Consider the following 21,516-nt stretch of genomic DNA (forward strand, 5'->3'; position numbering starts at 1 on the left):
AGTAATGGATTATGAGTGAGAGATTATGTCCGCTGCTGAAGGAGGCCTGTGTTCTGGGTTCCTGTCAGTGGTGGGATCCAGAGTGGAAGGATTGTACGATGAATGTTATGGTGCGCTATCTCCGGGCGCAGGATGTCAGAGCTACGTTCGAACACAATGTTCCGGCTGAGTTCCTTGAAGGGAAACGGACCTGAACGTATACTTTTTTGAGAGTTGTCAGTTTTTTGGCAGAGAGAGATATGCAAAAAAAGATTATCTCTCTTTTTCCTGAATAAACGCAACGATCTCATCCAGATTCTCCGCCCTGACAAAGTCCCCGCCGATCCGGAGGGCATCGATCATCTCTCTCTCGCCTTCGTTCTTCGGTCCGGCTTTCTCCACCGTTTTGGCCACCATGTTCAGGATCTTGCGTTTGATCATGCTGAGTTTTTCTAGAGCTACCCCTCCCTGCAGGAAAAAGAGCTGGATATCGGTGATCTTGTTGTTCTCCCTCAGCTGGGGGATCGTGGTCTCATCAGGAGACATGATTCCCACCGCGGCGGCTCCCTGCACGGAAAAGAGTTTCGCGGCTTTCGCATACCCGCTGACTTTCCCTGCGCAGATCCACCCGAGGAAAAAGATCTCCTCTCCTTTCTGAAGTTCGTTCTTCGCCGTTTCTAACGGGAATGCCGGAAGGCCGGTCTTTTCGCTCAGCATTACTGCATACTTCTGCGTAAATCCTGTGTTTGATTCGTAAACGATAGCTTTCATGGTTTCTCCTCCGTCTTCCGATGCTTTTTGACAACTGCCGGCATCGGCGTGCGGATCATACAATAGATGTAGATATGCTGTCTGAAAAGTTTATTTTTGTGATGGCTCTGCCGCCGTTGATTTGGGACTGCCCGATATTTCAGAACTCAAAGAGCGTCTTCTGCTGCCTGATATCTCTGAGCAGACCCATTTTTTGGATCCAGAAACTGGTCCCGAGTTTTTGCGAGGCCGAAGTCAGCGCCTCTTGAAGCGTTCCAACACGGTCAGCAGGCGAAGAAAGCGATGCATGGGCGGCTTCTCTGATGACCCATGTCCCAAGAGGTGCCCAGTACTCACCGGAAATGTCCCGGATACACAAGACCCGTGCACATCTCCCGATACTTTTCAGATACTCGAGAACTGCGAGTCTTGCCGAGTAGTATGCTCCGGCAATCGGGGAATACTTCGATTTCGTAAGCCCCTTCTCCCCGTCAACGACTATGGTCTCCTCGTCCCCGGACCAGAGAGAATGTTTCTGCCAGCGTTCGAGCATCTCGAACCTCCAGTCGTTTGACGGGATGAGAATGAAGCAAATCGTATTTCCATACAGGGTCCCGGAGAACACCTGATACTCGGGGAGAGCCGGCATTTTTATGACCTCGCGCTTGATCGAGGTGGAGATCATGTCGTCTGTGGCGGTAATCGCCCAGCGGGTGGGGACCACCCGGCGTTTTACCCCGAGAAGACCGGCAGTTAAAAGATTCGTGATCTTGTAGACATCCGTCCCATTCTCAAACATGATCCGTGCCGCCTCGGTTGCCTTGAGATCGGTATCCGAGGTACATCGGTCAACGATCCGGGAAACCGAGGCATTGTCGATGACATCCAGTTTTTTCATCGCACCCGACATGCCGACCGGGGTGACGGTCCCGTCAAAGTTTATATCGAACGAGACCGGTTTTTCAAACGCCACCTCGACGTCCAGCGGCCTGGCCGAAAGGGCGATCTCCTGAACTTTGCCGATGTTTGGGATCTTTACATCCAGATCGGATCCTCCCCGGATCGTTCTGGAACGAACGGAAACGATATCATCGATGGAGAATCCCTGTCTGACCCAGTCAAGAGGGTTGTCGGAATCGTTGATCATAAGGGGGCCGCCGACGACCCGCGGATAGCCGTAACTGCCGACGAAAACCGAAGGAGACGCTCCCATATATTCAGAAACGGGTCGTGTGTCTTTCAGTGCATGGAAACGCCGCGTGATCGGGCAGCTTGGCAGACCGCAGAGTCCTTTTCCTTTGCATACGGCACACTGGGAGGGCATGATATCAGGTAGATATTGGTGCGTGAGGGATTAGGGTTTTGTGTCCGGGCTGCGGGGGGTATACTGAGGATTCAGCGTTTCCAGAAAGATCTGTTTTGGGATGCACGAAGGAACTCTTCCAGGGCAGCTATCTGATCCCAGAGAGTATGCACCTGGGTTTTCAGTTCTGCAACTTCTGCAGAGACGGAAGAGACCGCGTCAAGGATCGCAGTGGTATCGGCCTCGGATCTTTCCCGGAACGCAGAAAGCCGGTGTTCCATTGCGGCAGTGCTTGTCTGGGCGGATCGAACGGCAAGAATGAGTTCCTCTTCCGTCTCGGAACGCGGAATCGGTTTTGGCGCCTCTTTTTTCGGTTCGGTCTGGATATCCACCCCCATCTTTTTCATATCTTCTATTGCCCGCTCCATCAGGGATTTCCCTCCGCGGATCGCCGGGACGATCACCTCTTTTGGGAGTCCCTGGGCCTGAAGATCGGCGATCTTTCTGAACCGGTCTACGGTATTGTCTTCGTAGACGCTGACTTTTCCGATTTTCCTGCAGGGGAGGATCTCTTCATACTCTTTTGCTATTGTCCGGCAGGTCTGTTCGTCGATGCCGAGAATTGCTGAGATCTCTGCGATTTTTTTTGTATTTTCCGCCATACTGCTCTTGTTTGATTCTATTGCACCGATATAATAAAAGGTTTGGCACTCGCGGTATTTCAAATGGTACTTACGCGGTGTGGGTGTGGTCCTAATTTAGGAAGGAGGTTGTTGGGTGTGGACAGATGAGATAAAAACCAACCGCGAATCGGCGCGGTTGGTTTTTCTCTTGTGTCAAAACGAATCCCTTGCTCGAAATCGAAGTGCATCTCATACGTACGTCAGTTTATTTCGGTCAAGATCACAACACCGCATAAGTCCTATCAAAAAGAAAAAATGAATGATCAGTTCGTCACTTCAGCAATGAATTTTTTGAACAGAAGACCTTCAATGAAAGCAACGATCCCGCCGAGGATAAGGAAGATCCCTAAGAGAACGACCAAAACTTCGGCACCGATCCCCGGCTGAAGCAGAAAGATCAGTCCGACGAGAAGGCCGAGAACACCTAAAATAAAGGTCAGAACACGGATACCTGCCGAAAGTCCCTGACTGAAGGCAAGGATGATATCGGTCAGGCCGGAGAGAAGGGCGATAATTCCTACACAGATCGTGCCGAACGTGATCATAAATGCAGGGTTCAAAAACGAATATCCTGCAATAATGATACCTATGACACCAAGCACGATCATCCACCAGGTCGTCTTCGGCTCGCCGAATGCGGCAAATCCGGAAAACAATGCTGCGATCGAAACGAACAGCAGGAAAAATGCGACCAGATAGGCGCCGAGATTCAGGGCAGAGAACGGAAACACGAGACAGAACACTCCAAACAGAACAAATATGACCGCTTTAAGGATCTGAATCTTCCAGGCATTTGGCCTGAGTTCCTGCTCAATGATTACAACACTTGTCATACTGACATACTGTCACATAACAGATGATAAAGATATCCGAAAAAAAGAAGACTGTCTATCTCCACGCCCTCTGCATCGCGATAAACTTCTGCTGGGAACTCAGTTCGCCGGGTCTCCGCTCAGGCGGGTGATATCTCCCGTACGCATCCAGCGTATGCCCCTTTACCGGATCGTCGATGAACGCAGGGAGTATTTTTTGTATCAGCACCTTTTTGATCCGTTTATCCAGGATAGGACAGAGGATCTCGATACGCCGGTGCAGATTCCTCGGCATCATATCCGGACTGCCGATAAACACCTCCGGATCCCCGCCGTTTTCAAAGTAATACACCCTCGCATGTTCCAGAAATCTGCTGACAACCGAGATCACACTGATCGTCTCCGAGAGCTTTTCGACCCCCGGCCGAAGCATACATACTCCTCTGACCGCCAGATCGATCCTGACACCCTTTTCTGAGGCGGCATACAGCGCATTGATGATGTCCCGATCCGTGAGCGAGTTCATCTTCATGATGATGCGCCCGTTCGTCCCGGAAATCTCCGCTTCCCGTTCGATCCTGCGGATGATCTCCTGGTCCATCGAGTTCGGGCTTATGATCAGCCGGCGGTAGACCGGGGAAGAGAACGTGCCGGCCAGCATCGCAAACATTGCCGCGGCATCCGTGCAGATCTCCTCATTTGCTGTGAATATGGCCATATCCGCGTAGATCTTTGCGGTATTTGCATTGTAGTTCCCGGTGGAGATGTTTGCATATCTGACGATCTGTCCATTCTCGATCCTGGTGATCAGACAGCATTTTGCATGGACTTTCACGCCGGGATATCCCATTATGACATTCACTCCCCCCTCTTTGAGTTTCGTCGCCCAGCGGAAGTTGGTCTCTTCATCAAAACTCGCTTTCAGTTCAACAACGGCGGTGACATCTTTTCGATTTTTTGCCGCTGCCAAAAGCGCATCGATCACCGGAGACTCGGAACCCAGCCGGTAGAGCGTGATCTGGATCTTTACGACCGTAGGATCATCGGCTGCCGCCGACATGAAACGGATCAGCCCGTCGAAACTGTTGTACGGGTTGAACATGAACCGGTCTCTTTTGGCGATCGCGGAAAATACGTTCCCGGACAGGCCGGACGGCAGGGACGCGGTATACGGGGGAAATTTCAGGTTCGGACGTTTTACCGGGAACTCTTTCAGATCGATGAGGCCAAGGGGAGCGGCCATATCATACACGAGTTCCGGGACAAGGGAAAGGGCATCCACGAGAGGGGCCATATAGCCAAACGGCATCGTGTCCAGCGTTTCAAGTCTGCTCGGATACCGTTTCGCCAGCGTTTTCTGCGCATCCATGATGGCGCTGATCAGATCATCGGCATCGTCGCCTTTGAGATCGAGATCCGAATCCCGCGTCAGACGAACCGGCATCACGGCGTACACGGTCTCATCCGGAAACAGTGACAGGATATGTTTTTTCAGCAGATCCTCACGGAATATGAAGGTATTTTTCCGATCGCCGACCGGTACGAATCTACCCTTCTCATCAATGATCCTCTGGACCGGGATGACAGCTCGCCCTTTGTCTGTCTGAACGAGCATGGCAAATCCGTGGAGATACTCGTCATGCTGAATGTCGGAGAACCGGTCTCCCCGGAGAATGGTGAACGACTCCTCCCCGAGCTCCTTTTTGAAGGCTTTTTTCTCCTCATCGGTGCACTCCGCATACCGGAGGAAAAATATCCCCTCCGCAGCGAGTTTTGGGACCAGATCATTGTTCCACACCTCGGCCATATGGCGCATCAGAACGATGACGCGTGAGTAGATCATCTCCAGCTGGGTGCTGCTGCCGATCACTTCGCTGAATTCATCAGCCGAGTAGGTGGCGCCTTTCTGATACGCAGGCACCCGGACCATAAAAAATTCATCCAGATTTCCTGCCACGATCCCGAGAAAGGTCACCCGTTCAAGGAGGGGATTGTCGGTATTTTCCGCTTCGAATAATACTCGTTCATTGAATTTGAGCCAGGAAAGCTCACGGTTGAAATATCGTCCCGACTCTTTTGGAAACCGCGTGGCTTTTCTTACATACCTGTTTTTCCGGGTTTTTCCGGGTTTATGTATACTTCCCATATTCTGTATTTCCGTTTTACAATGATAGTCTGAATACTATTTAATTATTTATCTGCGGGCAGAAAATAGTAAGGTACTCATGGACGCACAAACCGCCGGATCACTGAAGCTTCTGAAAAATCTCTCCATTTTTACCGAAACCTACGGGTGTACCTATAATGCAGGGGATACCGAGAAGCTTATGGAGATCGCGAGAAGTCAGGGATGTGTTCCTGCTTTGTCGGCAGATCAGGCGGACGCGGTTTTGATCAATACCTGCGTGGTGATCGGGAGGACCGAGCAGCACATGTATGAACGTCTGGATTGTTATGCAGAAAAACTCCTGTTTGTTACCGGATGTCTGCCTCCGGTCGCAAAAGAGGTTCTCGAAACCAGGTATCCGCATATCCATATCATCGATCCGGATCATATCCACGCCTGCTATATGGAGGTCGCAACGGCGCATTCCGGAACAAATGGTGTTCTCCAGATCGCCCGGGGATGTAATGGTCATTGTACCTACTGCATAACCCGGCTCGCGCGGGGAAAACTGGTGAGTTTTCCGGCAGAGGATATTCTCCGGCAGGCCGAAAGCATCATCAAAGCGGGAGCGTCCGAGATCCAGCTGACCGCTCAGGACACCTCCTCCTGGGGGATGGACCGAAACGACGGAAAGAGACTTCCCGATCTCCTCAGGGCGCTCTGTAAGCTCCCGGGTCATTTTATGATCAGGATCGGGATGGCAAATCCTGATACGCTCCTGCCGCTTCTCGATGATTTTCTTGAAGCTCTGCAGGATCCGAAGATCTTTTTGTTTCTGCACATACCGGTTCAGTCCGGGTCTGACCCTGTCCTCAGACTGATGGGGCGCCGCTATACCTCTGCCCAGTATGAAGAGATCTGTACAAGGGCGCGGGAAGCGTTTCCCGATATCCGGATAAGCACGGATTATATCGCCGGATTTTCCGGTGAGACGGATGAAGATGCGGCGGCGTCTGTGGAACAGATCCGGCGGACAAAACCCGGGAAGGTGAATATTACCCGCTTTTCCGTGCGGCAAAACACGCCTGCCGCAAAGATGAAAAAGATCCCGGAACAGATAAAAAAACAGCGTTCGCGGGAGCTTACCACGGCGGCAAACTCGGTGTATGATGCCAATAATGCAGAGATGATCGGCCGTATTCTCAAGGCAGTCGTGACAGAAGTGGTGAAATTGGGCAGTGTCACGGCGCGCGATCGGACCTATCAGAACATCGTGGTTATGCAGGATATCCCGATCGGAACAGAGATCCGGGTAAAAATAACCGGACACCGGCGTCATTATCTGATCGGGGAGCTGATCTGATCCGAAAAAGACGGTCCTCTTTTTTTATTCGTTATACGCCGCGGGATATCCCGGATATACTGCCTGAAGAGAAGCGTATGCGCTAATTAGTTCTGCTTTCTAAAACAAGAGAAAAATAATGACGCGGGGTTCCGCATCATGTATTGATGTTAATGTAAAAAAATTGATGAGAAATGTTAACGCTTTGCTTTTGCTTTTGCGCCCATCATCGATTTCTTCGAGCGGCGGATCCGGCGGCGGATACGCTGATCTGCGATCTTCGGCCCGCGTCCGCGTCCGCGTCCCTGCTGCGGATTGTTTGCCATGCGGCTCTCAATCTTGGAGACGATGCTTGCTCTCTTGAATCTCTGATTCGGTCCGGGCTTTTTGACCTCTCCCTCTTTCTGCGGGACAAGGCGAATCTGACCGTTGACACCTTTTACCTGGTGCCAGTTGATACTTCCTGTCTTACCCATATTGAACTCCGTATTTTGTTAGTGCCCCATTCACTTAAACATATCTCTATGCTTCACCTGTATAACCTCAGATGATCCGGCCAAGTTCCTCATCCAGTACTTCGGAAACGACTTTCCCGTCGATCCTTCCCCTGACCTCCTTCATGATTACGCCCATGACCGGGCCCAGAGCCGCTTTCCCGCGGGTGCGGATGAACTCCACACGGTCGTTCACGATACCATGTACCAGATCCTGAAGCTCTTCGCGGGAGAATGCGGGAGCGACCCGCGATACCGCATCGGAGACTGACATTCCTTTGGCGCATGCCGTGAGAATATCTAAAACAGCCTCTTTAGCGGCGTTTCCGGCCTCGACCGTCTTCATGACGGCAATGATCGCGTCATCGGATAAAGCGTCGGAGGAGATGCCCGCTCGTGACAGCTCTTTAAGAGAGGCAAGGATCGTTCGTGCGGCAAACACCGGCCGGATCCCTTCGGATACTGCGCGCTCGAACAGCGGAAGTTCTTCAGAGAACGCCATCTGCCGTGCCATACCGGGGTCGAGTCCGTATTCGGCGACAAACCGCTCTGCTTTCACCGTCAAAAGCTCAGGGGCTGCAATGCTCTCCCAGTACTCTTTGGTAACGGGGACCGGGAGAATATCAGTTTCCGGATACATTCGCGCAGCGCCCGGAAGCGGACGCATGTAGGCGGTCGAACCTCCTTCCAGCATCTTTCTGGTCTCTTCGGGAACACCTTCGAACGCCATCTTCGCCCGGCGGATGATCATCTGCATGGCGCACCGGCATTTCTGTTCCGTAGATGCAACGATAACGACGGCGTCCTCAGGTCCGGCGCCGAGGGTCTCTTTCAGAACATGGACCTCCTCCTCGGTCACGCCGTAGGCCGGCAGTTCGTCCGTATGGAAAAGTCCGCCCACCCCGCATTTCTTGGCGTAATCAGACATCTCCGAGCCCAGACGGCGATCCGGCTGGATCTCCAGACCGACAAGGCCGTTAAATCCGTGGAGCACGGTTCCAAGGATCACGCGTGCTTTCTTCAGGACCTGGGACTGGGTCCTGGCAAAAACAGAGGTGACATCATACACTTCTCCGTTCACCAGTGCATTTCTTGCCTGGAGTTCATCCCGGATCGCAAGCAGCGAGAGCTGCCTCTGGACCTCGCGGCGGACGACCTCAGCGATAAGATCGAGCTCCTGGACGCCTTTTATCTCCACTCGTGCGCCGTCTCTGATCGAGACATTGACATCCTGCCGGATCGTGCCGATCCCGCGCTTGACCCGGCCGGTCGAACGCAGCGTCATCCCGATATACTGGGCGATGTCATGGACCTCTTCCGGGGTCTTCATGCAGGGAGAGGTGGTGATCTCGATGAGCGGGATTCCCAGTCTGTCGACAGAGAAAATCGTGTCTTCGACACGCTGACATGCCTCCTCTTCTACCGCGACCGTTTCCACCCTGCAGGCGTGCTCGATCGCTCCGTTCAGCGCGACCAGGGCAGTTCTCTGGAAACCGCTGGTCGCCGAGCCGTCCACGATCATCTTGCGCATCGTATGGATCTCCGGAAGGGGCGTCATCTCAAACATCTTGGCGATCGTCAAAACGATGTCCAGCGCATCCGGGTTGAGGGGTGCGGGCGGCTCTTCATCGATCTCGACAAGACCGGTGGTATCATACGTGTAATATGTGAAAAGACGCTGGTTCATCAGCTCTTCCTTTGCCGCCCGGTCAACGTCCCCCATCTCAGATACGGCGACACGCAGATATCTGCTGACCTCGCCTGTGTGTTCCGCCGAGTCACGGATGACCGTCGGCGAGTGGCAGAACAGCTTTTCTTTCGTGTTCAGCTGCTGGTGGATCTCAAGTCCTGCTTTCAGACCGACTGCTTCATAATCCATTATGCATACCTCCAAAGATCATATTCAAGTTCACCCTTGAGGTTTGTCCTGATCAGACGGCGGATATCCTCTTTTCGCGTTGCATTTCCAAGCACCCACATCAGTTTCACGAGTGCCACCTCGGGAAGCATGCTTCCTCCTTCGATGATGCCGGCATCCAGAAGATCACGGCCGGTCTCATACACGCGGTCACAAACGCTTCCCGCCTGACACTGGGACGTCATGATGATGGTAGTTCCTGACGCCGTAAGACCGGCGATCCGGCTGATACAGTCTGTTCCCACATGTCCAAGACCCGTTCCCGCGATCACGAGACCTTTGTAACCTTTGAAGGCGTCAAAGACTGCCGGATCCATGCCTGGATAATACTGCAGGAGACCGCAGGACGGTTCAAGATTATTCGCGAGGCGGAGCTCCTTTGTTCCGCGAAGGACCGCATCTTTTGCAGGAACGACCGTTCCGTCGGGATAACTCACTTCTCCGACAGGACCACGTCCGATGCTTTGGAACGCGTCACGGCGTGAGGTGTGATTTTTGCGGACCCGGGTCGCCCGGTGAAGAGCACAGGTCGTATCGCTCTCGTTCGCATGCATACAGACAACGACCTCTCCCATCTGACTGACGGCCGCTTTCGCCGAGCAGATCGCATTCATCGCATTATCACTGCTTGGACGGTCGGCGCTCCTCTGCGCCCCGACAAACACGACCGGAACGGGAGTGTCCAGCATAAAGGAAACCGCCGCCGCGCTGTAGAGCATCGTGTCTGTACCATGGGTGATGATGATCCCCTCTGACCCGTGCAGGATCTCGTCATGGATCGTTCCGGCAAGCTCCTGCCACATGGCAGGATTCATGTTTTCAGAAAGGACCTGAAACGGCTGAAGGGTGTGATACCGTGCGATCCCTGCAAGTTCAGGGATGCTGCGGAGTATGTCCTCGGCTGTAAATCTGGAGGAAACGGCCCCGGTCCGGTAATCGACGGTGCTTGCGATCGTTCCGCCGGTCGATATTATTGAAAGAAGCGGCAGAGCCGGATCCTGTTTTATCGGCAGCACGCGGGGTTTTTCTGCAGGGACCGTCTGTTCTTTTGCGGAGCAGAGGGAGGTCGGGACACAGATATTGTATCCGCTTGAAAGTTTTACGATCGCATTCTCACCGGAACGGTTGATATAAATACCGTCCATCTCGACTCCCGCAAATCTTACGGTTACCGGATCACTGTTGTTCAGACTCATAAATCTAGCTCCTGTATGGCTGTTTTCATTTTTTCATCCGCATCTCTGAGCTGATCCTGCAGGATATCGGCGGTCACCTGATCCTGGACCAGCCGGATGTCTGCCACTTTTACGGCTTTTTTCATCATCTTCGGATTCGGCGAACCGAAACTCTGCTTCTGCCGGAGGATCGTTGCCGGATGAAGGACTTTTTTGATGGTTTCTTCGGTCAGTCCCTTCTCTTTCAGCGAGATCGACGCAAGATCTTTTGCCGCGGCATCCACGACGTCGAGCTCGAGAGATCCGAGTTTCACGGCGCGTCCGACGATGTTGTGTGCGGTCCTGAACGGGATGCCGTACTCGCGGACAAGGAAATCAGCAAGCTCGGTGGCGGTCGTATTGCCGGCCGAAGCCTGCTTTTTCATCACAGGCACATTGAACTCTGCAGTAGAAATGATTTCTGCCAGAAGGGGCAGAGACATATTCGTCTGACGGAAGGCGTTCCAGAGATGCGGGTTCAGATCCTGCAGATCGCGGTTGTAGCTCATGGGAAGCGATTTGATCAGCGTGAGGGCTGCTGTCAGTTCTCCGATCACGGCGGCGCTTTTTGCCCGCATGATCTCGAGCGTGTCAGGATTTTTCTTCTGGGGCATGATGCTGCTTGTCGAACAGTAAGCGTCATTCAGATCAACGAATCTGACAAATGACGTTGACCAGAGGATCAGCTCTTCACAGATGCGGCTGATGTTCGTCATCAGGATCGCAAGCGAACTGAGTGTTTCTGCGATGAAGTCACGATTCGCCACGGCATCCATACTGTTTTCCATAGGGTTTGCAAATCCGAGATACGCGGCAGTGAGATTTCTGTCGATAGCAAAACCCGTTCCGGCAAAGGCGGCCGATCCAAGAGGGGAGATGTTGACACGCGTGTAGGCATCGAAGAGACGGGCAGTGTCACGGGCAAAGAGGCTTTCGTAGGCCAGAAGGTAATGAGCCAGCGTTGTCGGCTGAGCGTGCTGAAGATGCGTAAAACCCGGCATTATTGTGGTCGTATGCTCCTCTGCACGGGAGATCAGAGACTGACGCAGCTCAAACAAGGCGGTCAGCGTGTCGATGAGGAGTTCACGGGTCCGCATGCGAAGACAGGTCGCAACCTCGTCATTTCTGCTCCTGCCAAGATGCATCCGCCCGCCCGCATCAGAACCAGCATCAGCCATGAGCTGAGCTTCGATCCCGGCATGGATATCCTCGCGGGTCATATCGAATACATCGGCAGGAAGACCGTTTTCCATATAGCCCAGCAGCGTCGTGAGCAGTTTTTTTGCAGATACTGCATCGATCAGATCCTGTTTTCTAAGCATCAGGATATGCGCGATATCAACCCGGATATCGCTGTCCGCTATCTCTCGGTCAGCTTCCATTGAGGAAAGATACTGTTCTACCAGGGCAGAACGTCCGCCTTCCAGTCTTCCGTTACGAATCTGATCTTTTGCCATGTAAACTCTAAACCTGTGTAATTATTTGGTTCGGAGGAGTTAAAATGGTTGAGTGCATGCAGTAAGAAAAGCTGCCGCACAGTTTTTTCATCAGAAGAAATATCAGCTCATCTCCATTTGAGAGAAAAAAGAGGAAGGGATAATGAGAAAAGCTCTGCATGATCCGCTCTGCTGTATGCGTCCAGAATAGTTTTCTCAGATTCGCTCGAACGATCCTACACGCAGGGTCCCTTTCGGGTTTCTGTGCGCCATATCACCTTTGAAAACCGTGAGTCTGTGTCCCTTTTCGGTTATGTGACCTGTCTGTACAAATGTTGGAAGGAAATCCGTAACATGGCCGTAGATCGTCGCTTCTCCGTCGAACATATCTCCGCAGGGCATCAGACAGTCTCCTTCGATCAGGAGTTTGCCGCCCTTCATATTACCTCCGGCATGGATGCCGGCATTTCCTTTTACGTGGACCAGGCCGCCAAACAGACACTCGGCGCAGTAGTCACCGACGTTTCCCTCAACAAAGATCTGGCCGCCTCTGACACCTTTTCTTCCGCCCCGATACCCGGAGCCGCAGTAGTTACCGGCATTTCCATGACAGATGATCTTTCCGCCAAGCATTTCACGACCAAGCCAGTGTCCGGCATCACCCATGATCTCGATCGTGCCGCCGCTCATAAAATCCCCGCAGTGCATCCCGATGTCCCCTTCGACAATGATCTTCCCGTCGGTCATGTATTCGCCGATACGTTTGACCTGATGACAGTCACCGACCAGAATGATCTCGGTCGCCGAAGGGCCGGCTGCCTCCCCGTCAACTCTGATGTAGAAGACATCCTTGAGCAGCTTCTGCTCATTTCCCACATAAACCGGCACGTCGATCCTCTTTGACAGGATCTCAGGGCTGATCGATTCTGCTTCGATCGGCAGAAATGGATCGATCTCCTCGCGTAAGATCAGGGTTATCCGTCTCATAATCGCGTCTCCGTCTCGATCTTCACACTGCCTGAAAGATAGAACTTCTCATCGACCGCATAATTTTCCATGCGTATCGAGTAATTGTTCTCAAAGGTTTTGATGAGATCCGGATCTTTCGCCATATCATACTTCTCCGGAACTTTCGGGCTGCACCAGAAGATCCGGTTCTGTTTGTCGGCAAGGATCGTGTCGTCTTTGGATATCAGAACACCAGCTTTCATCGTGTATTTTGTCTGTGCGAACCCTCTGATGACTTCTGCATACTGTTTTGACGGGTCGAGTCTGTCGGGTCTGAACGGATAGACCGCTATATCGGCTTCGGCTCCTGGCCCGAGATGTCCTTTCCCTCTGTCGATAAGACCAAGAGCACGCGCCTGACCCGCCCGGGTCATTACGGCGATCTCTTCGAAGGTCAGCTCACGGTCCAGCGCAGGAAGAACAACCCGGCTTTCGGTCTTTGGGTGGATGGTGGCAAACTCACGGTCACGGTATTCCTTGCTCATCAGAAGTCCGATGATCTCGGGATATTTGACAAACGGCGCTCCGTTCGGGCTGTCGGTCGTCAGCATACACTGCCACGGGTTTTTCACGAGAAGGGCAAGTTCGAGACCGATCGCCCACATGATGCTGTTCACCAGATTTTTCCGCCGGTAGATCACCGGAATGACACCGGATGCGGTCTCCATCTCGACATCATGGTTACTCCATTTGTCCTGATGGAGACGGTACAGGTTGAATTCCATCGGACCGTCCGCCGTCATGGTCGTGGTCCGTCCAAACATCACCTGGCCCATATCGATGGTGATCTGCGGGCGCAGATTCACCATGTTTGCGACCGGTTCGGCCTTCGAACAGAAATCTCCCCATCCGGTCCCGCCGTATGAATGGAACTGGACATGCGTGAGATAACAGGTCTGCCGTTTTGGGTTCAGATCAGGAACGAGCCCCATCGAGCCGATCGTGCAGGTGAAGTTTCCCGGTTTGCCCAGATTATTACAGTGGAGGTGGACCGAATGCGGGAGATCCAGCATCTCGTTTGCCTCGATCACGCCTTTGATGTACTCCGCCGAACTGAGGTCGAACTCGGGGATCGGTTTTCGCATGCATTCCACATTTTTTCCCCAGCTCCACATCTCGGCGCCGAGCGGGTTGGTGAGTTTCACGCCGTATCCTTTGACTGCATCCAGGCGCCAGGCTATAAGCGCGGCGGCCCGTTTGATATCGCCGGAGGCTACTGCCCGCATCACGCCCCAGTCTCCGTCGAAGAGGGTCAGAATGAGTCCGTCCTGCAGAGGGGTGTTTTTAAATTCTTCGTGCGTGTGGCGGGCTTCCAGCGGGGCCATGGCGCCTTCGGTGAGGGTCGTGTACCCCATCTGGGCATACCGGTAACTGTTCCCGTAGGTTGTCGGGATGCTGTATCCGGAAACGGCCCGCATCCCGTTTCTCCGCGGAGCACGGCCGGCCCGCATATCCTCCGGACTCATATATCGGCCGAAGTTGACCTTTGTCCCGCAGATATGCGTATGGGAATCGATACCTCCCGGAAGTGTCAGGAATCCTCCGGCGTCAATGATCTCGGCATTTTTCGGCTCCTCGTCAGTGATCCTGCCGTCGGCAACAAAGATATCCATCTTTTCGCCGGATATTTTGTTGACCGGGTCGACGACATAGGCATTTTTGATGATATAGTTCATTTACGCCTCCTCCTGGACCGCAGTCACGTTTCGAATCACATGGATCGCACCGTTTGGACAGGTTTCCATACACACTTTGCATCCTTTGCAGCGTTCATTGTGCATGACCTTATTTTTACCATGCTCGACCCGGATGACCCCCTCCTGAGAGTTCGAGGTCCCGCCTGCACTGATCAGCGGATCGAACTCGTGATTTGCGGGGCACGCGGTCGTGCAGTTTCCGCAGCCTGTGCAGAGGTCCGTATCGATTTTTACGATGTATTCATGCGTAAAGACAAGGCCCTGGGCATGTTTTCGTGCCAGCAGATCCCCGCTGGTCAGGACATCTTCCGGACATGCCTCCACGCAGTATCCGCACCGGACACAATGACCCTGCGTGATCTGGGGATTCCACACGCCGTGCGTCTGGACCACATCGATCGCGCCCGGACAGGGGCAGATCATTTTGCAGGCAAGACAGTGGGTGCATTCCTTTCCGGTCAGCTCCGGAAAATCCCGGAAGTAGGATGGTTTTGTCAGGGGCGCTGTCTTTACCGTAAAAAATGCCTTCAGCCAGGAAAGGCGCAGGAACTCATGAACATAGGTAAACAGGGTCATTCTACCGCTCCGCGCAGGCTATACAGGGGTCAGCACTGATGAACGTCGATGTTACATCAGCAGCAGATGCCAGATCTTTCATCATCGCATGGGTCGCCACTTCGATGTTTGGAATAGACGGCGTCTGGATCGAGACAGAAACCACCTGTCCGGCCGCGTCTATCTCGATGTCGTAGGTGAGATCACCCCTTGGCGCTTCGATCGTGTGTTTGATCCTGCCTGCTTTCATCTCTCCGCCGTTGCGGATCTTTCCGGGTTCAAGAGCGGCGACGGCATTTCTGATCAGATTCAGAGACTGGAAGAGTTCGTCGAACCTGAGCATTATCCGGGAAAAGTTGTCACTTTCAGTTCTCGTGATCATATGCCACCCCATCTCCAGATAGAGAGGGTCAGCCTTTCTTGCATCGCGGGGAAGGCCTGCAGCACGGGCAGTCGGGCCGACCACACCCGATGCCTGGGCATCTTGCATGGAAAGGACGCCGATCCCTTTTGACCTGAGACCGATCATCGGTCCGGTCTCAAACATCTTTACAAAGCGTTTGAGTTCCTTCTCCATATGATAGGTGCCTGCAAGGATGGCTGCCGCATTCTCTGCGGACAGATCTTCACGAACTCCCCCGGGAACCACATAGGCCGCCATGATCCGTGTCCCGGTCATGAGTTCGATCGAATCCATCGCGGTCTCACGGAGATTAAGCAGGTACATGCCAAGCGTTTCATGCTCGATCGTGTAGCAGTATGAGTAGTTTGCAAGAAGATGACTCTGGATACGGTCAAGTTCGTTCAAGATCAAGCGGAGGAGTTCTGCCCTTCTTGGAACCGTGATCCCGCTGATCTTTTCCAGAGCTTCAACGATCACCGTATTGTGGACGACAGAACATATCCCGCAGACCCTCTCTGCAAGAAAGATCGTCTCCTGCCAGGGCCGCCCGACCATGATCTTTTCGATCCCTTTCTTTACGTATCCGAGTTCCACTTCGGTGGTCACGACCCGTTCTCCCCGCGTTTCACATTTGATCCTGCAGGGTTCCTTAAAACAGGGATGGACCGGTCCGACTGGCAGGGATACATCAACGACTTTTTTCATTTCTTCTGCCCTCCTTCCTTCTCCTTCTGCGAAACCTCATAATCCCTGAACAGTATGTCTGCCGCGCCGAGGATCGCGGTGATGATCTCCGTCGGACTCGGCGGACATCCGGGTACCGCCGCCGTGACCGGGATATATTTACTGACCGGCGGATCGATCAGTTTACCCGGCCGGTTGAATACACATCCCGATATCGGGCAGTTTCCAATAGTCACGACCGCTTTCGGGTCAGGTACACGACCCCACAAATCGGGCAATTTATCGATCCACTGGGGAGACATGCCGCCTGTCACAAGGATCACATCGGCCTCTCTTGGATTGTTGTGGACATAGATCCCGTATTGTTCTATATCATACCTCGGGGCAAGACAGGCGAGGATCTCGATATCGCATCCGTTACAGGATCCGGTATTTACATAACATACATGGATCGAACGCTGACGAACGGCATTTTTTATCTGCTGCAGAACACTCATGATATCTCCTCCAGGATCATCCTGAGAATATCTGCAGTTACGGCGTCTTTTTCCCCGGCAAGAGCGCGGTAGTGATCCGCCCGTTCTTTTGTGAGGATCCCGGCCGCTGTTGAGAGATGCGGCAGAGACAGGGCATCTCCGATCTCGTCGGACCTAGCCTGTATCTCGGCTGCGTCATATCTGGGTCCAAGATTTTCCAATGTCATCAGATCACATTTTTGGATCAGAATTCTCCGCATACGCTGACGTGAGATGCCGAGGCGGTTTGCCAGCGCGATCGTCACGTCATTCTGCCGGACACCGCTGAGCGATGTCAGTTTCATGGGGGTCAGATCCCTTTCATACGCGAGTTTCATAACAGCCCTCCAAAACGCAAAAGTCCGTAGATGATAAATCCGAGAACCATGATCCAGATGAGGATCACCTCGCCAAGATGTTTGGCATGATCGCTCTTCCAGACAAAAGCGGCGGCAAGGATCCCCAAAAGGACCGCCCCGATCATAGCACCCGGAAGGATCGCCGGATGAAGCGAGGCTTCGAGCAGCATCAGAACGACATAAAAAGCCACAGAGATGCATGCAGCTAACGGAATATATTTCATGATATCACCAGCCAGACGACGACTCCGTACACACAGACGACGATCGTCCAGATCGTCTGGATGAGGACCGTGTTGTACGGTGTAAGCATAGGTGTTGAGGCACAGATAAACGAGACCGACACCATCACAAGAAGCATGACGATCAAAAACAGCCACCAGGGAAGGATCCCGATGAACACGATGATGAAGACGGTGATCAGCACGAATGTTTTCAGCGAAAGGGCAATGTTCAAAAGCGCCCGCCATCCCCCGAAGTGTTCTGTCCAGTAGCCGGAGACGAGCTCCTTTGCCTCTATCACGGAGAACGGTCCGTAGTGCGCCTTCGAGAGGATGATGAGATACATGGAGACCGCCGCAGGCAGTGCGATGCCGATGAGCGGAACATTTGCCGCTTCCCATGCCGATATTTCTGAGAGAGAAAGCGTCCCGGTAAAAAGATAGATCACCGATACAGTGACGAGCAGCGGGAGTTCGGCAGCCGCCGACATGACCGATCTTATCGCGCCGAACTTGGTGTAGGGTGACCCCGAAGAAAGACCGGTCCCGTGTTCCACGATCTTATGGAGCATGTAAAATGCGAAGATCAGCAGCAGACTCCCGCCGATCCAGACCACATACAGTGCCGCGGTCCAGATGCCTATCGCGATCAGAATGATCGCGACATACATGACCTGACTGGCCGTTTTCGGGATCCATGTCTGTTTGAAGGCGAACTTCAGTGTGTGCAGTATCTCCTGCCAGATCGGCGGTCCCGGACGTTTCTGGATCCTTGCGATGACTTTGCGGTGGATCCCGTGCAGGAGAAGGCCGAAGAAGACGGCAAATATCAGGAGAAGAAGGAACGCGATCATGTCAGTACCCCACAAACGGAACATCTCCGTCTTTTGAACAGGCGCATACTGCAAGGACCGCTGAGACAAAAAATCCCGGGACCGATATGATCAGCAGAAGGATCCAGTAAGGATTCGCGTCGACGAGCACGGCCGAGATGACTGCTGTGCAGACAAAGAGGGCTGCAAGTAAGATGTATGCTGTTTTTTTCATGATCACACCGTCATAAGGATCTCAACCACCCGCAGGAAGAGCAGGAGCGAACTCACATGGATCATCAGGATATACGGAGCTCCGGACGCCCGCGTTATCTCGGCTTTACCTATATAGAATGGAGCCATGCCTTCGCCAAGAACTCCGATCAGCAGGAGAAGTTTCGCAACCAGGGGGACTCCTCCGGCCGCCGCCAGTTCCCAGATGGAAAGCGTTCCAGTCGAGGCGGCGATTATGGCGGCGCCGGCAAACAGAGGCACTGTCCCCATCATCACGACAAGACCGTACGAAAATCCTGCTGAAAGAACATGAGTATTTTTCACGCCGGCGATGATCCCGATGTTCAAAACGCCGATGAACGCGGCAAAGAGCGTGAAGTTGAATATATCGCCCGTAACGATCGCGCCAATCGTCGCGATCCCGCAGGCGGCCGCCATAAACCGCTGGAATCTGGAAAGATCCTTCGGGGTCTCTTTCAGGGTATAGCCGTCTGTGCCGAATACGATGTCGACCGGTTTTTCCGGCAGGGAGATCACGGCAAGAAGGATGAACATCGCTGCAAATGCAAACAGGATCACCGTATATCCCGAAAGATAATGGATCATGTCGCCAAAAGGTATCGTTACGAGTATAGACTCCATCATGATCCGTCACCCCGCATGGTCCCGACCAGAGCTATTTTTGCCATCACCTTGATCATTATCCCGACCGCGGCGGCCATAAGAGCAAGGAACCACTGACTCGGGAAGAGGATGAAGATCAAAAACGCCGTCACCCACAGGACCCAGGCATATCCGGATGCGGTTTCTGATGAAAGGAAATTTTCGGTCGTCGATTTGCCGAGGAAGAACAGGGCAAGGCCGAGGCCCGCGATGAGACCGCCGGTGAATCCTGTCAGGAAGATACCGTATGCCGTAAGAAGGGCGCCGATGATCGGCGGCGCTGTGTGCATGACCTCGATGTCGAGACGGCGGGCCGGGCGGACGTTCTGCAGTCCCTCTTTTACGAGCCAAAGCTCCGATACCGCCATTATCTCGGCAATGCCTACAACGAGGCCGGGAAGAATGAGCGCCTCGGCGAGATCGGTTGCAAGAAGCGCGATCACGACAAGACCGGTGATCTCGATCAGATCAACGATGATAAGCAGGTGGATCCCGTCTTTCTCTCTGAGTATCGCGGAAAATGCGATTATTATCGCAATAAATGCGACGGCAAGTCCGATTTTATAGATTACATCCATCCCGGCAAATAACTCGATCATTCCTTAGACCTCCGGTAAAGATATGCTGCTATCCAGAATGCGCAGAACAGGATGCTGGCTTCAACGATGGTGTCAAACCCGCGTGTGTAGTAGAGGATCTCATCAAGAATGCCTCCCGGGTGGGCAACGATCGTTGTCCCAAGGTGGAGCGTGTAATCTGCAAGGAGCTGACTTAGCGGCGTCAGATACGCGGTCACATATCCGAGTGCCGGAGCATTTTCCGGATACTGGGCAATGATCACGGCAGGTTCCGTGAACGGCACTCCTCCCCGGTCATACGGATCCAGGGAACTGGAAGGATCCAGCGACTTGGGGTAAAGCTGATCCTCCTCATATGAAATGAACGGGACACTGCAGAGCCCGAAGATAGCGATCAGACAGACGCAGATCGCATAAAGTTTCGGCAGATTTTCGATCGTCGAAAGATACCCGGAAAGTTTCTGGAATGGTGAACATACTCCGCCTGCCGTTTCTGCCGGACAGTTTTTGCGGCTCCGCTCCTCTTTCATGCTGCCTCCTTTTTCTCGATCACTCTGACAAAGATCAGTGTAGTTACGATGTTCACGGCAACAAACGTGACCAAGGCGAGCGTTTCATTGAAGCCGAGCATGATGAACACCAGACCGAATTCAGCGACTTCCAGATTGATCAGCCGTGTAAGATAGGTTTTTTCCCGGGGAAATGCCGTGAAGATCACACCTGCCAGCAGGAGGATGCACCCGATAAGAAACTCATACGGCAGAATCATTTGGCAGCCTCCCGCTTTTTGCCGAGAAGAAGAAGGATAAAGATCGTGCCGACAGGCATCAGGAGAGAGACCACGATCGCCGCATCGAGATATCCTTTTTCCACAAGGAAGAGGACTGCCCCAGCTGTAAGAATGCCAAGACAGATCAGTTTGTCAAAAGCTGATCTCACGACAAGCGCAGCGATCCCTCCAAAGAGAGCCAGGAAGATTGCCAGTATCAGAATCAAATCCGTCATTCTCCCTCCAGCTGAGCAAAGGTGCTTGCGATCGCATTCGATTCAAGGGTCGCTCCTATGAAGTAGGCAATTGCCGCAAAAACTGTTATCGGATGCGGGATCAAGAGGACGATCGTTCCGGCGACGGCGAAGTTCATCACGTTGAGGTACGGCAGTTTTTTCAGCGTTTTCGGCTCGAAAACTGCACGGACCGCACAGTACACGGCGATGACCACACAGATCCCCTCAACGATCATGAGACTTTCCTCCAGAGTTTTCCAAGGATGCGGCTTGCATATTTTGCAGAGATCCCTTCAACGAGGAATATCGCGACAACACACCCCGCGATGAAGGACTCGGGAGGGAACCCGGCAAATGAGGTGAGTGTCCAGATGATCAGTGTGGCACAAACAGCTCCGCTCGTTCCTGCAAATCCCTTGTCCGCACAGATGCGTGCACCGATATATACAAGAACGATCGAGATGAGTGCCCCCCATATACCCCACACATAATAGCCGCATGCGGCAAGAAGCGTGCCTGCCGATGCATCCGGCGATGAGATGAGGTTTCCGATCATCCATCCGCCGTTTCGGTCTCCTCCGCTTTTTTCCAGCTCTTTTCCAATCACATCTGCTCCGGAAACACCGCCCTGTTTGGGCAGTTTCCACAAGAAATCAAGTGCGGTAAAAAGCAGAAGGCAGATCACGGCAGCAATGGGAATAGCGGGGATTACATCGATCATAATATTTCATCCGGACGTCTGAA

General features: G+C 53.0%; 27 protein-coding genes. 2 read left to right on the forward strand and 25 right to left on the reverse strand.

Features of this window, described 5'->3' with window-relative positions:
- Window positions 1-11: 11 nt before the first annotated feature.
- Window positions 12-194 (forward strand): hypothetical protein, encoded by a 183-nt coding sequence (locus H575_RS09315; protein ID WP_095642078.1) that lies wholly within the window; start codon window positions 12-14, stop codon window positions 192-194.
- Window positions 195-252: 58 nt separating this feature from the next.
- Here H575_RS09315 and H575_RS06860 read toward each other — a convergent pair whose 3' ends face one another.
- The 5 genes from H575_RS06860 to ppk1 all read right to left on the reverse strand — a co-directional run bounded on the left by H575_RS06860 (window position 253) and on the right by ppk1 (window position 5,673).
- Window positions 253-750, reverse strand: a complete 498-nt coding sequence (locus tag H575_RS06860; RefSeq protein WP_042700188.1) for a hypothetical protein — start codon at window positions 748-750, stop codon at window positions 253-255.
- A 139-nt stretch (window positions 751-889) separates the two neighbouring features.
- A complete protein-coding gene (locus H575_RS06865) occupies window positions 890-2,053 on the reverse strand; it encodes a hypothetical protein (protein ID WP_042699916.1) in 1,164 nt (387 codons plus the stop codon).
- A gap of 71 nt (window positions 2,054-2,124) precedes the next feature.
- Complete coding sequence (locus tag H575_RS06870; protein WP_042699918.1) at window positions 2,125-2,694, reverse strand: MerR family transcriptional regulator; 570 nt, start codon at window positions 2,692-2,694, stop codon at window positions 2,125-2,127.
- A gap of 284 nt (window positions 2,695-2,978) precedes the next feature.
- Window positions 2,979-3,548: an HdeD family acid-resistance protein gene (locus H575_RS06875; protein WP_042699922.1), complete on the reverse strand. Its 570-nt coding sequence runs from the start codon at window positions 3,546-3,548 to the stop codon at window positions 2,979-2,981.
- A 55-nt stretch (window positions 3,549-3,603) separates the two neighbouring features.
- Window positions 3,604-5,673, reverse strand: a complete 2,070-nt coding sequence (gene ppk1, locus H575_RS06880) for a polyphosphate kinase 1 (RefSeq protein WP_052320008.1) — start codon at window positions 5,671-5,673, stop codon at window positions 3,604-3,606.
- A 79-nt stretch (window positions 5,674-5,752) separates the two neighbouring features.
- Between ppk1 and H575_RS06885 the strand changes: the two genes are divergently transcribed.
- Window positions 5,753-6,997, forward strand: a complete 1,245-nt coding sequence (locus H575_RS06885) for a tRNA (N(6)-L-threonylcarbamoyladenosine(37)-C(2))-methylthiotransferase (RefSeq protein ID WP_095642074.1) — start codon at window positions 5,753-5,755, stop codon at window positions 6,995-6,997.
- A 176-nt stretch (window positions 6,998-7,173) separates the two neighbouring features.
- Here H575_RS06885 and H575_RS06890 read toward each other — a convergent pair whose 3' ends face one another.
- From H575_RS06890 to H575_RS06985, 20 genes are all read right to left on the reverse strand, one after another.
- On the reverse strand, window positions 7,174-7,452 hold the full coding sequence (locus tag H575_RS06890; RefSeq protein ID WP_011832954.1) for a DUF5350 domain-containing protein: 279 nt from the start codon (window positions 7,450-7,452) through the stop codon (window positions 7,174-7,176).
- Window positions 7,453-7,519: 67 nt separating this feature from the next.
- Entirely contained in the window at window positions 7,520-9,349 is a 1,830-nt protein-coding gene (gene gatE / locus H575_RS06895; RefSeq protein ID WP_042699925.1) for a Glu-tRNA(Gln) amidotransferase subunit GatE, read from the reverse strand.
- Window positions 9,349-10,584, reverse strand: coding sequence for a Glu-tRNA(Gln) amidotransferase subunit GatD (gatD, locus tag H575_RS06900; protein WP_042699928.1), 1,236 nt, complete (start codon window positions 10,582-10,584; stop codon window positions 9,349-9,351). Before gatD ends, gatE begins: the two co-directional genes overlap by 1 nt.
- Window positions 10,581-12,059, reverse strand: a complete 1,479-nt coding sequence (gene argH / locus H575_RS06905) for an argininosuccinate lyase (protein WP_042699931.1) — start codon at window positions 12,057-12,059, stop codon at window positions 10,581-10,583. The genes gatD and argH overlap by 4 nt, the downstream gene beginning before the upstream one ends.
- A gap of 195 nt (window positions 12,060-12,254) precedes the next feature.
- On the reverse strand, window positions 12,255-13,025 hold the full coding sequence (locus tag H575_RS06910) for a formylmethanofuran dehydrogenase subunit C (protein WP_042699933.1): 771 nt from the start codon (window positions 13,023-13,025) through the stop codon (window positions 12,255-12,257).
- Window positions 13,022-14,722, reverse strand: coding sequence for a formylmethanofuran dehydrogenase subunit A (locus H575_RS06915; protein WP_042699936.1), 1,701 nt, complete (start codon window positions 14,720-14,722; stop codon window positions 13,022-13,024). The genes H575_RS06910 and H575_RS06915 overlap by 4 nt, the downstream gene beginning before the upstream one ends.
- Complete coding sequence (locus H575_RS06920; protein ID WP_042699939.1) at window positions 14,723-15,319, reverse strand: 4Fe-4S binding protein; 597 nt, start codon at window positions 15,317-15,319, stop codon at window positions 14,723-14,725.
- 1 nt (window position 15,320) lies between these two features.
- The gene (locus tag H575_RS06925; RefSeq protein WP_042699942.1) at window positions 15,321-16,406 is read right to left on the reverse strand and encodes a hydrogenase large subunit; all 1,086 of its coding nucleotides are present in this window, start codon (window positions 16,404-16,406) and stop codon (window positions 15,321-15,323) included.
- Window positions 16,403-16,882: an NADH-quinone oxidoreductase subunit B family protein gene (locus H575_RS06930; protein WP_042699944.1), complete on the reverse strand. Its 480-nt coding sequence runs from the start codon at window positions 16,880-16,882 to the stop codon at window positions 16,403-16,405. The genes H575_RS06925 and H575_RS06930 overlap by 4 nt, the downstream gene beginning before the upstream one ends.
- On the reverse strand, window positions 16,879-17,238 hold the full coding sequence (locus tag H575_RS09425; protein ID WP_042699946.1) for a DUF1959 family protein: 360 nt from the start codon (window positions 17,236-17,238) through the stop codon (window positions 16,879-16,881). The genes H575_RS06930 and H575_RS09425 overlap by 4 nt, the downstream gene beginning before the upstream one ends.
- Window positions 17,235-17,483 carry a hypothetical protein gene (locus tag H575_RS09430; RefSeq protein ID WP_042699949.1) on the reverse strand — a complete coding sequence of 83 codons (249 nt, stop codon included), beginning with the start codon at window positions 17,481-17,483 and terminating at the stop codon, window positions 17,235-17,237. Before H575_RS09430 ends, H575_RS09425 begins: the two co-directional genes overlap by 4 nt.
- Window positions 17,480-18,334 (reverse strand): respiratory chain complex I subunit 1 family protein, encoded by an 855-nt coding sequence (locus H575_RS06945; RefSeq protein ID WP_042699952.1) that lies wholly within the window; start codon window positions 18,332-18,334, stop codon window positions 17,480-17,482. Before H575_RS06945 ends, H575_RS09430 begins: the two co-directional genes overlap by 4 nt.
- 1 nt (window position 18,335) lies before the next feature.
- On the reverse strand, window positions 18,336-18,527 hold the full coding sequence (locus tag H575_RS06950; protein ID WP_042699955.1) for a hypothetical protein: 192 nt from the start codon (window positions 18,525-18,527) through the stop codon (window positions 18,336-18,338).
- 2 nt (window positions 18,528-18,529) lie between these two features.
- Window positions 18,530-19,171: a membrane protein gene (locus tag H575_RS06955; RefSeq protein WP_042699959.1), complete on the reverse strand. Its 642-nt coding sequence runs from the start codon at window positions 19,169-19,171 to the stop codon at window positions 18,530-18,532.
- Window positions 19,168-19,788: an EhaG family protein gene (locus H575_RS06960; RefSeq protein ID WP_042699963.1), complete on the reverse strand. Its 621-nt coding sequence runs from the start codon at window positions 19,786-19,788 to the stop codon at window positions 19,168-19,170. Before H575_RS06960 ends, H575_RS06955 begins: the two co-directional genes overlap by 4 nt.
- Entirely contained in the window at window positions 19,785-20,297 is a 513-nt protein-coding gene (locus H575_RS06965; RefSeq protein WP_042699966.1) for an EhaF family protein, read from the reverse strand. Before H575_RS06965 ends, H575_RS06960 begins: the two co-directional genes overlap by 4 nt.
- Window positions 20,294-20,536, reverse strand: a complete 243-nt coding sequence (locus H575_RS06970) for a DUF2107 family protein (protein ID WP_042699968.1) — start codon at window positions 20,534-20,536, stop codon at window positions 20,294-20,296. Before H575_RS06970 ends, H575_RS06965 begins: the two co-directional genes overlap by 4 nt.
- Window positions 20,533-20,772 (reverse strand): DUF2108 domain-containing protein, encoded by a 240-nt coding sequence (locus H575_RS06975; RefSeq protein ID WP_042699970.1) that lies wholly within the window; start codon window positions 20,770-20,772, stop codon window positions 20,533-20,535. The genes H575_RS06970 and H575_RS06975 overlap by 4 nt, the downstream gene beginning before the upstream one ends.
- Window positions 20,769-21,008: a DUF2109 domain-containing protein gene (locus H575_RS06980; RefSeq protein ID WP_042699973.1), complete on the reverse strand. Its 240-nt coding sequence runs from the start codon at window positions 21,006-21,008 to the stop codon at window positions 20,769-20,771. Before H575_RS06980 ends, H575_RS06975 begins: the two co-directional genes overlap by 4 nt.
- Entirely contained in the window at window positions 21,005-21,493 is a 489-nt protein-coding gene (locus tag H575_RS06985) for a hypothetical protein (RefSeq protein ID WP_042699975.1), read from the reverse strand. Before H575_RS06985 ends, H575_RS06980 begins: the two co-directional genes overlap by 4 nt.
- Between the last annotated feature and the right edge of the window lie 23 nt (window positions 21,494-21,516).

This window comes from Methanocorpusculum bavaricum DSM 4179, assembly GCF_000430905.1.
GTDB lineage: Archaea > Halobacteriota > Methanomicrobia > Methanomicrobiales > Methanocorpusculaceae > Methanocorpusculum > Methanocorpusculum parvum.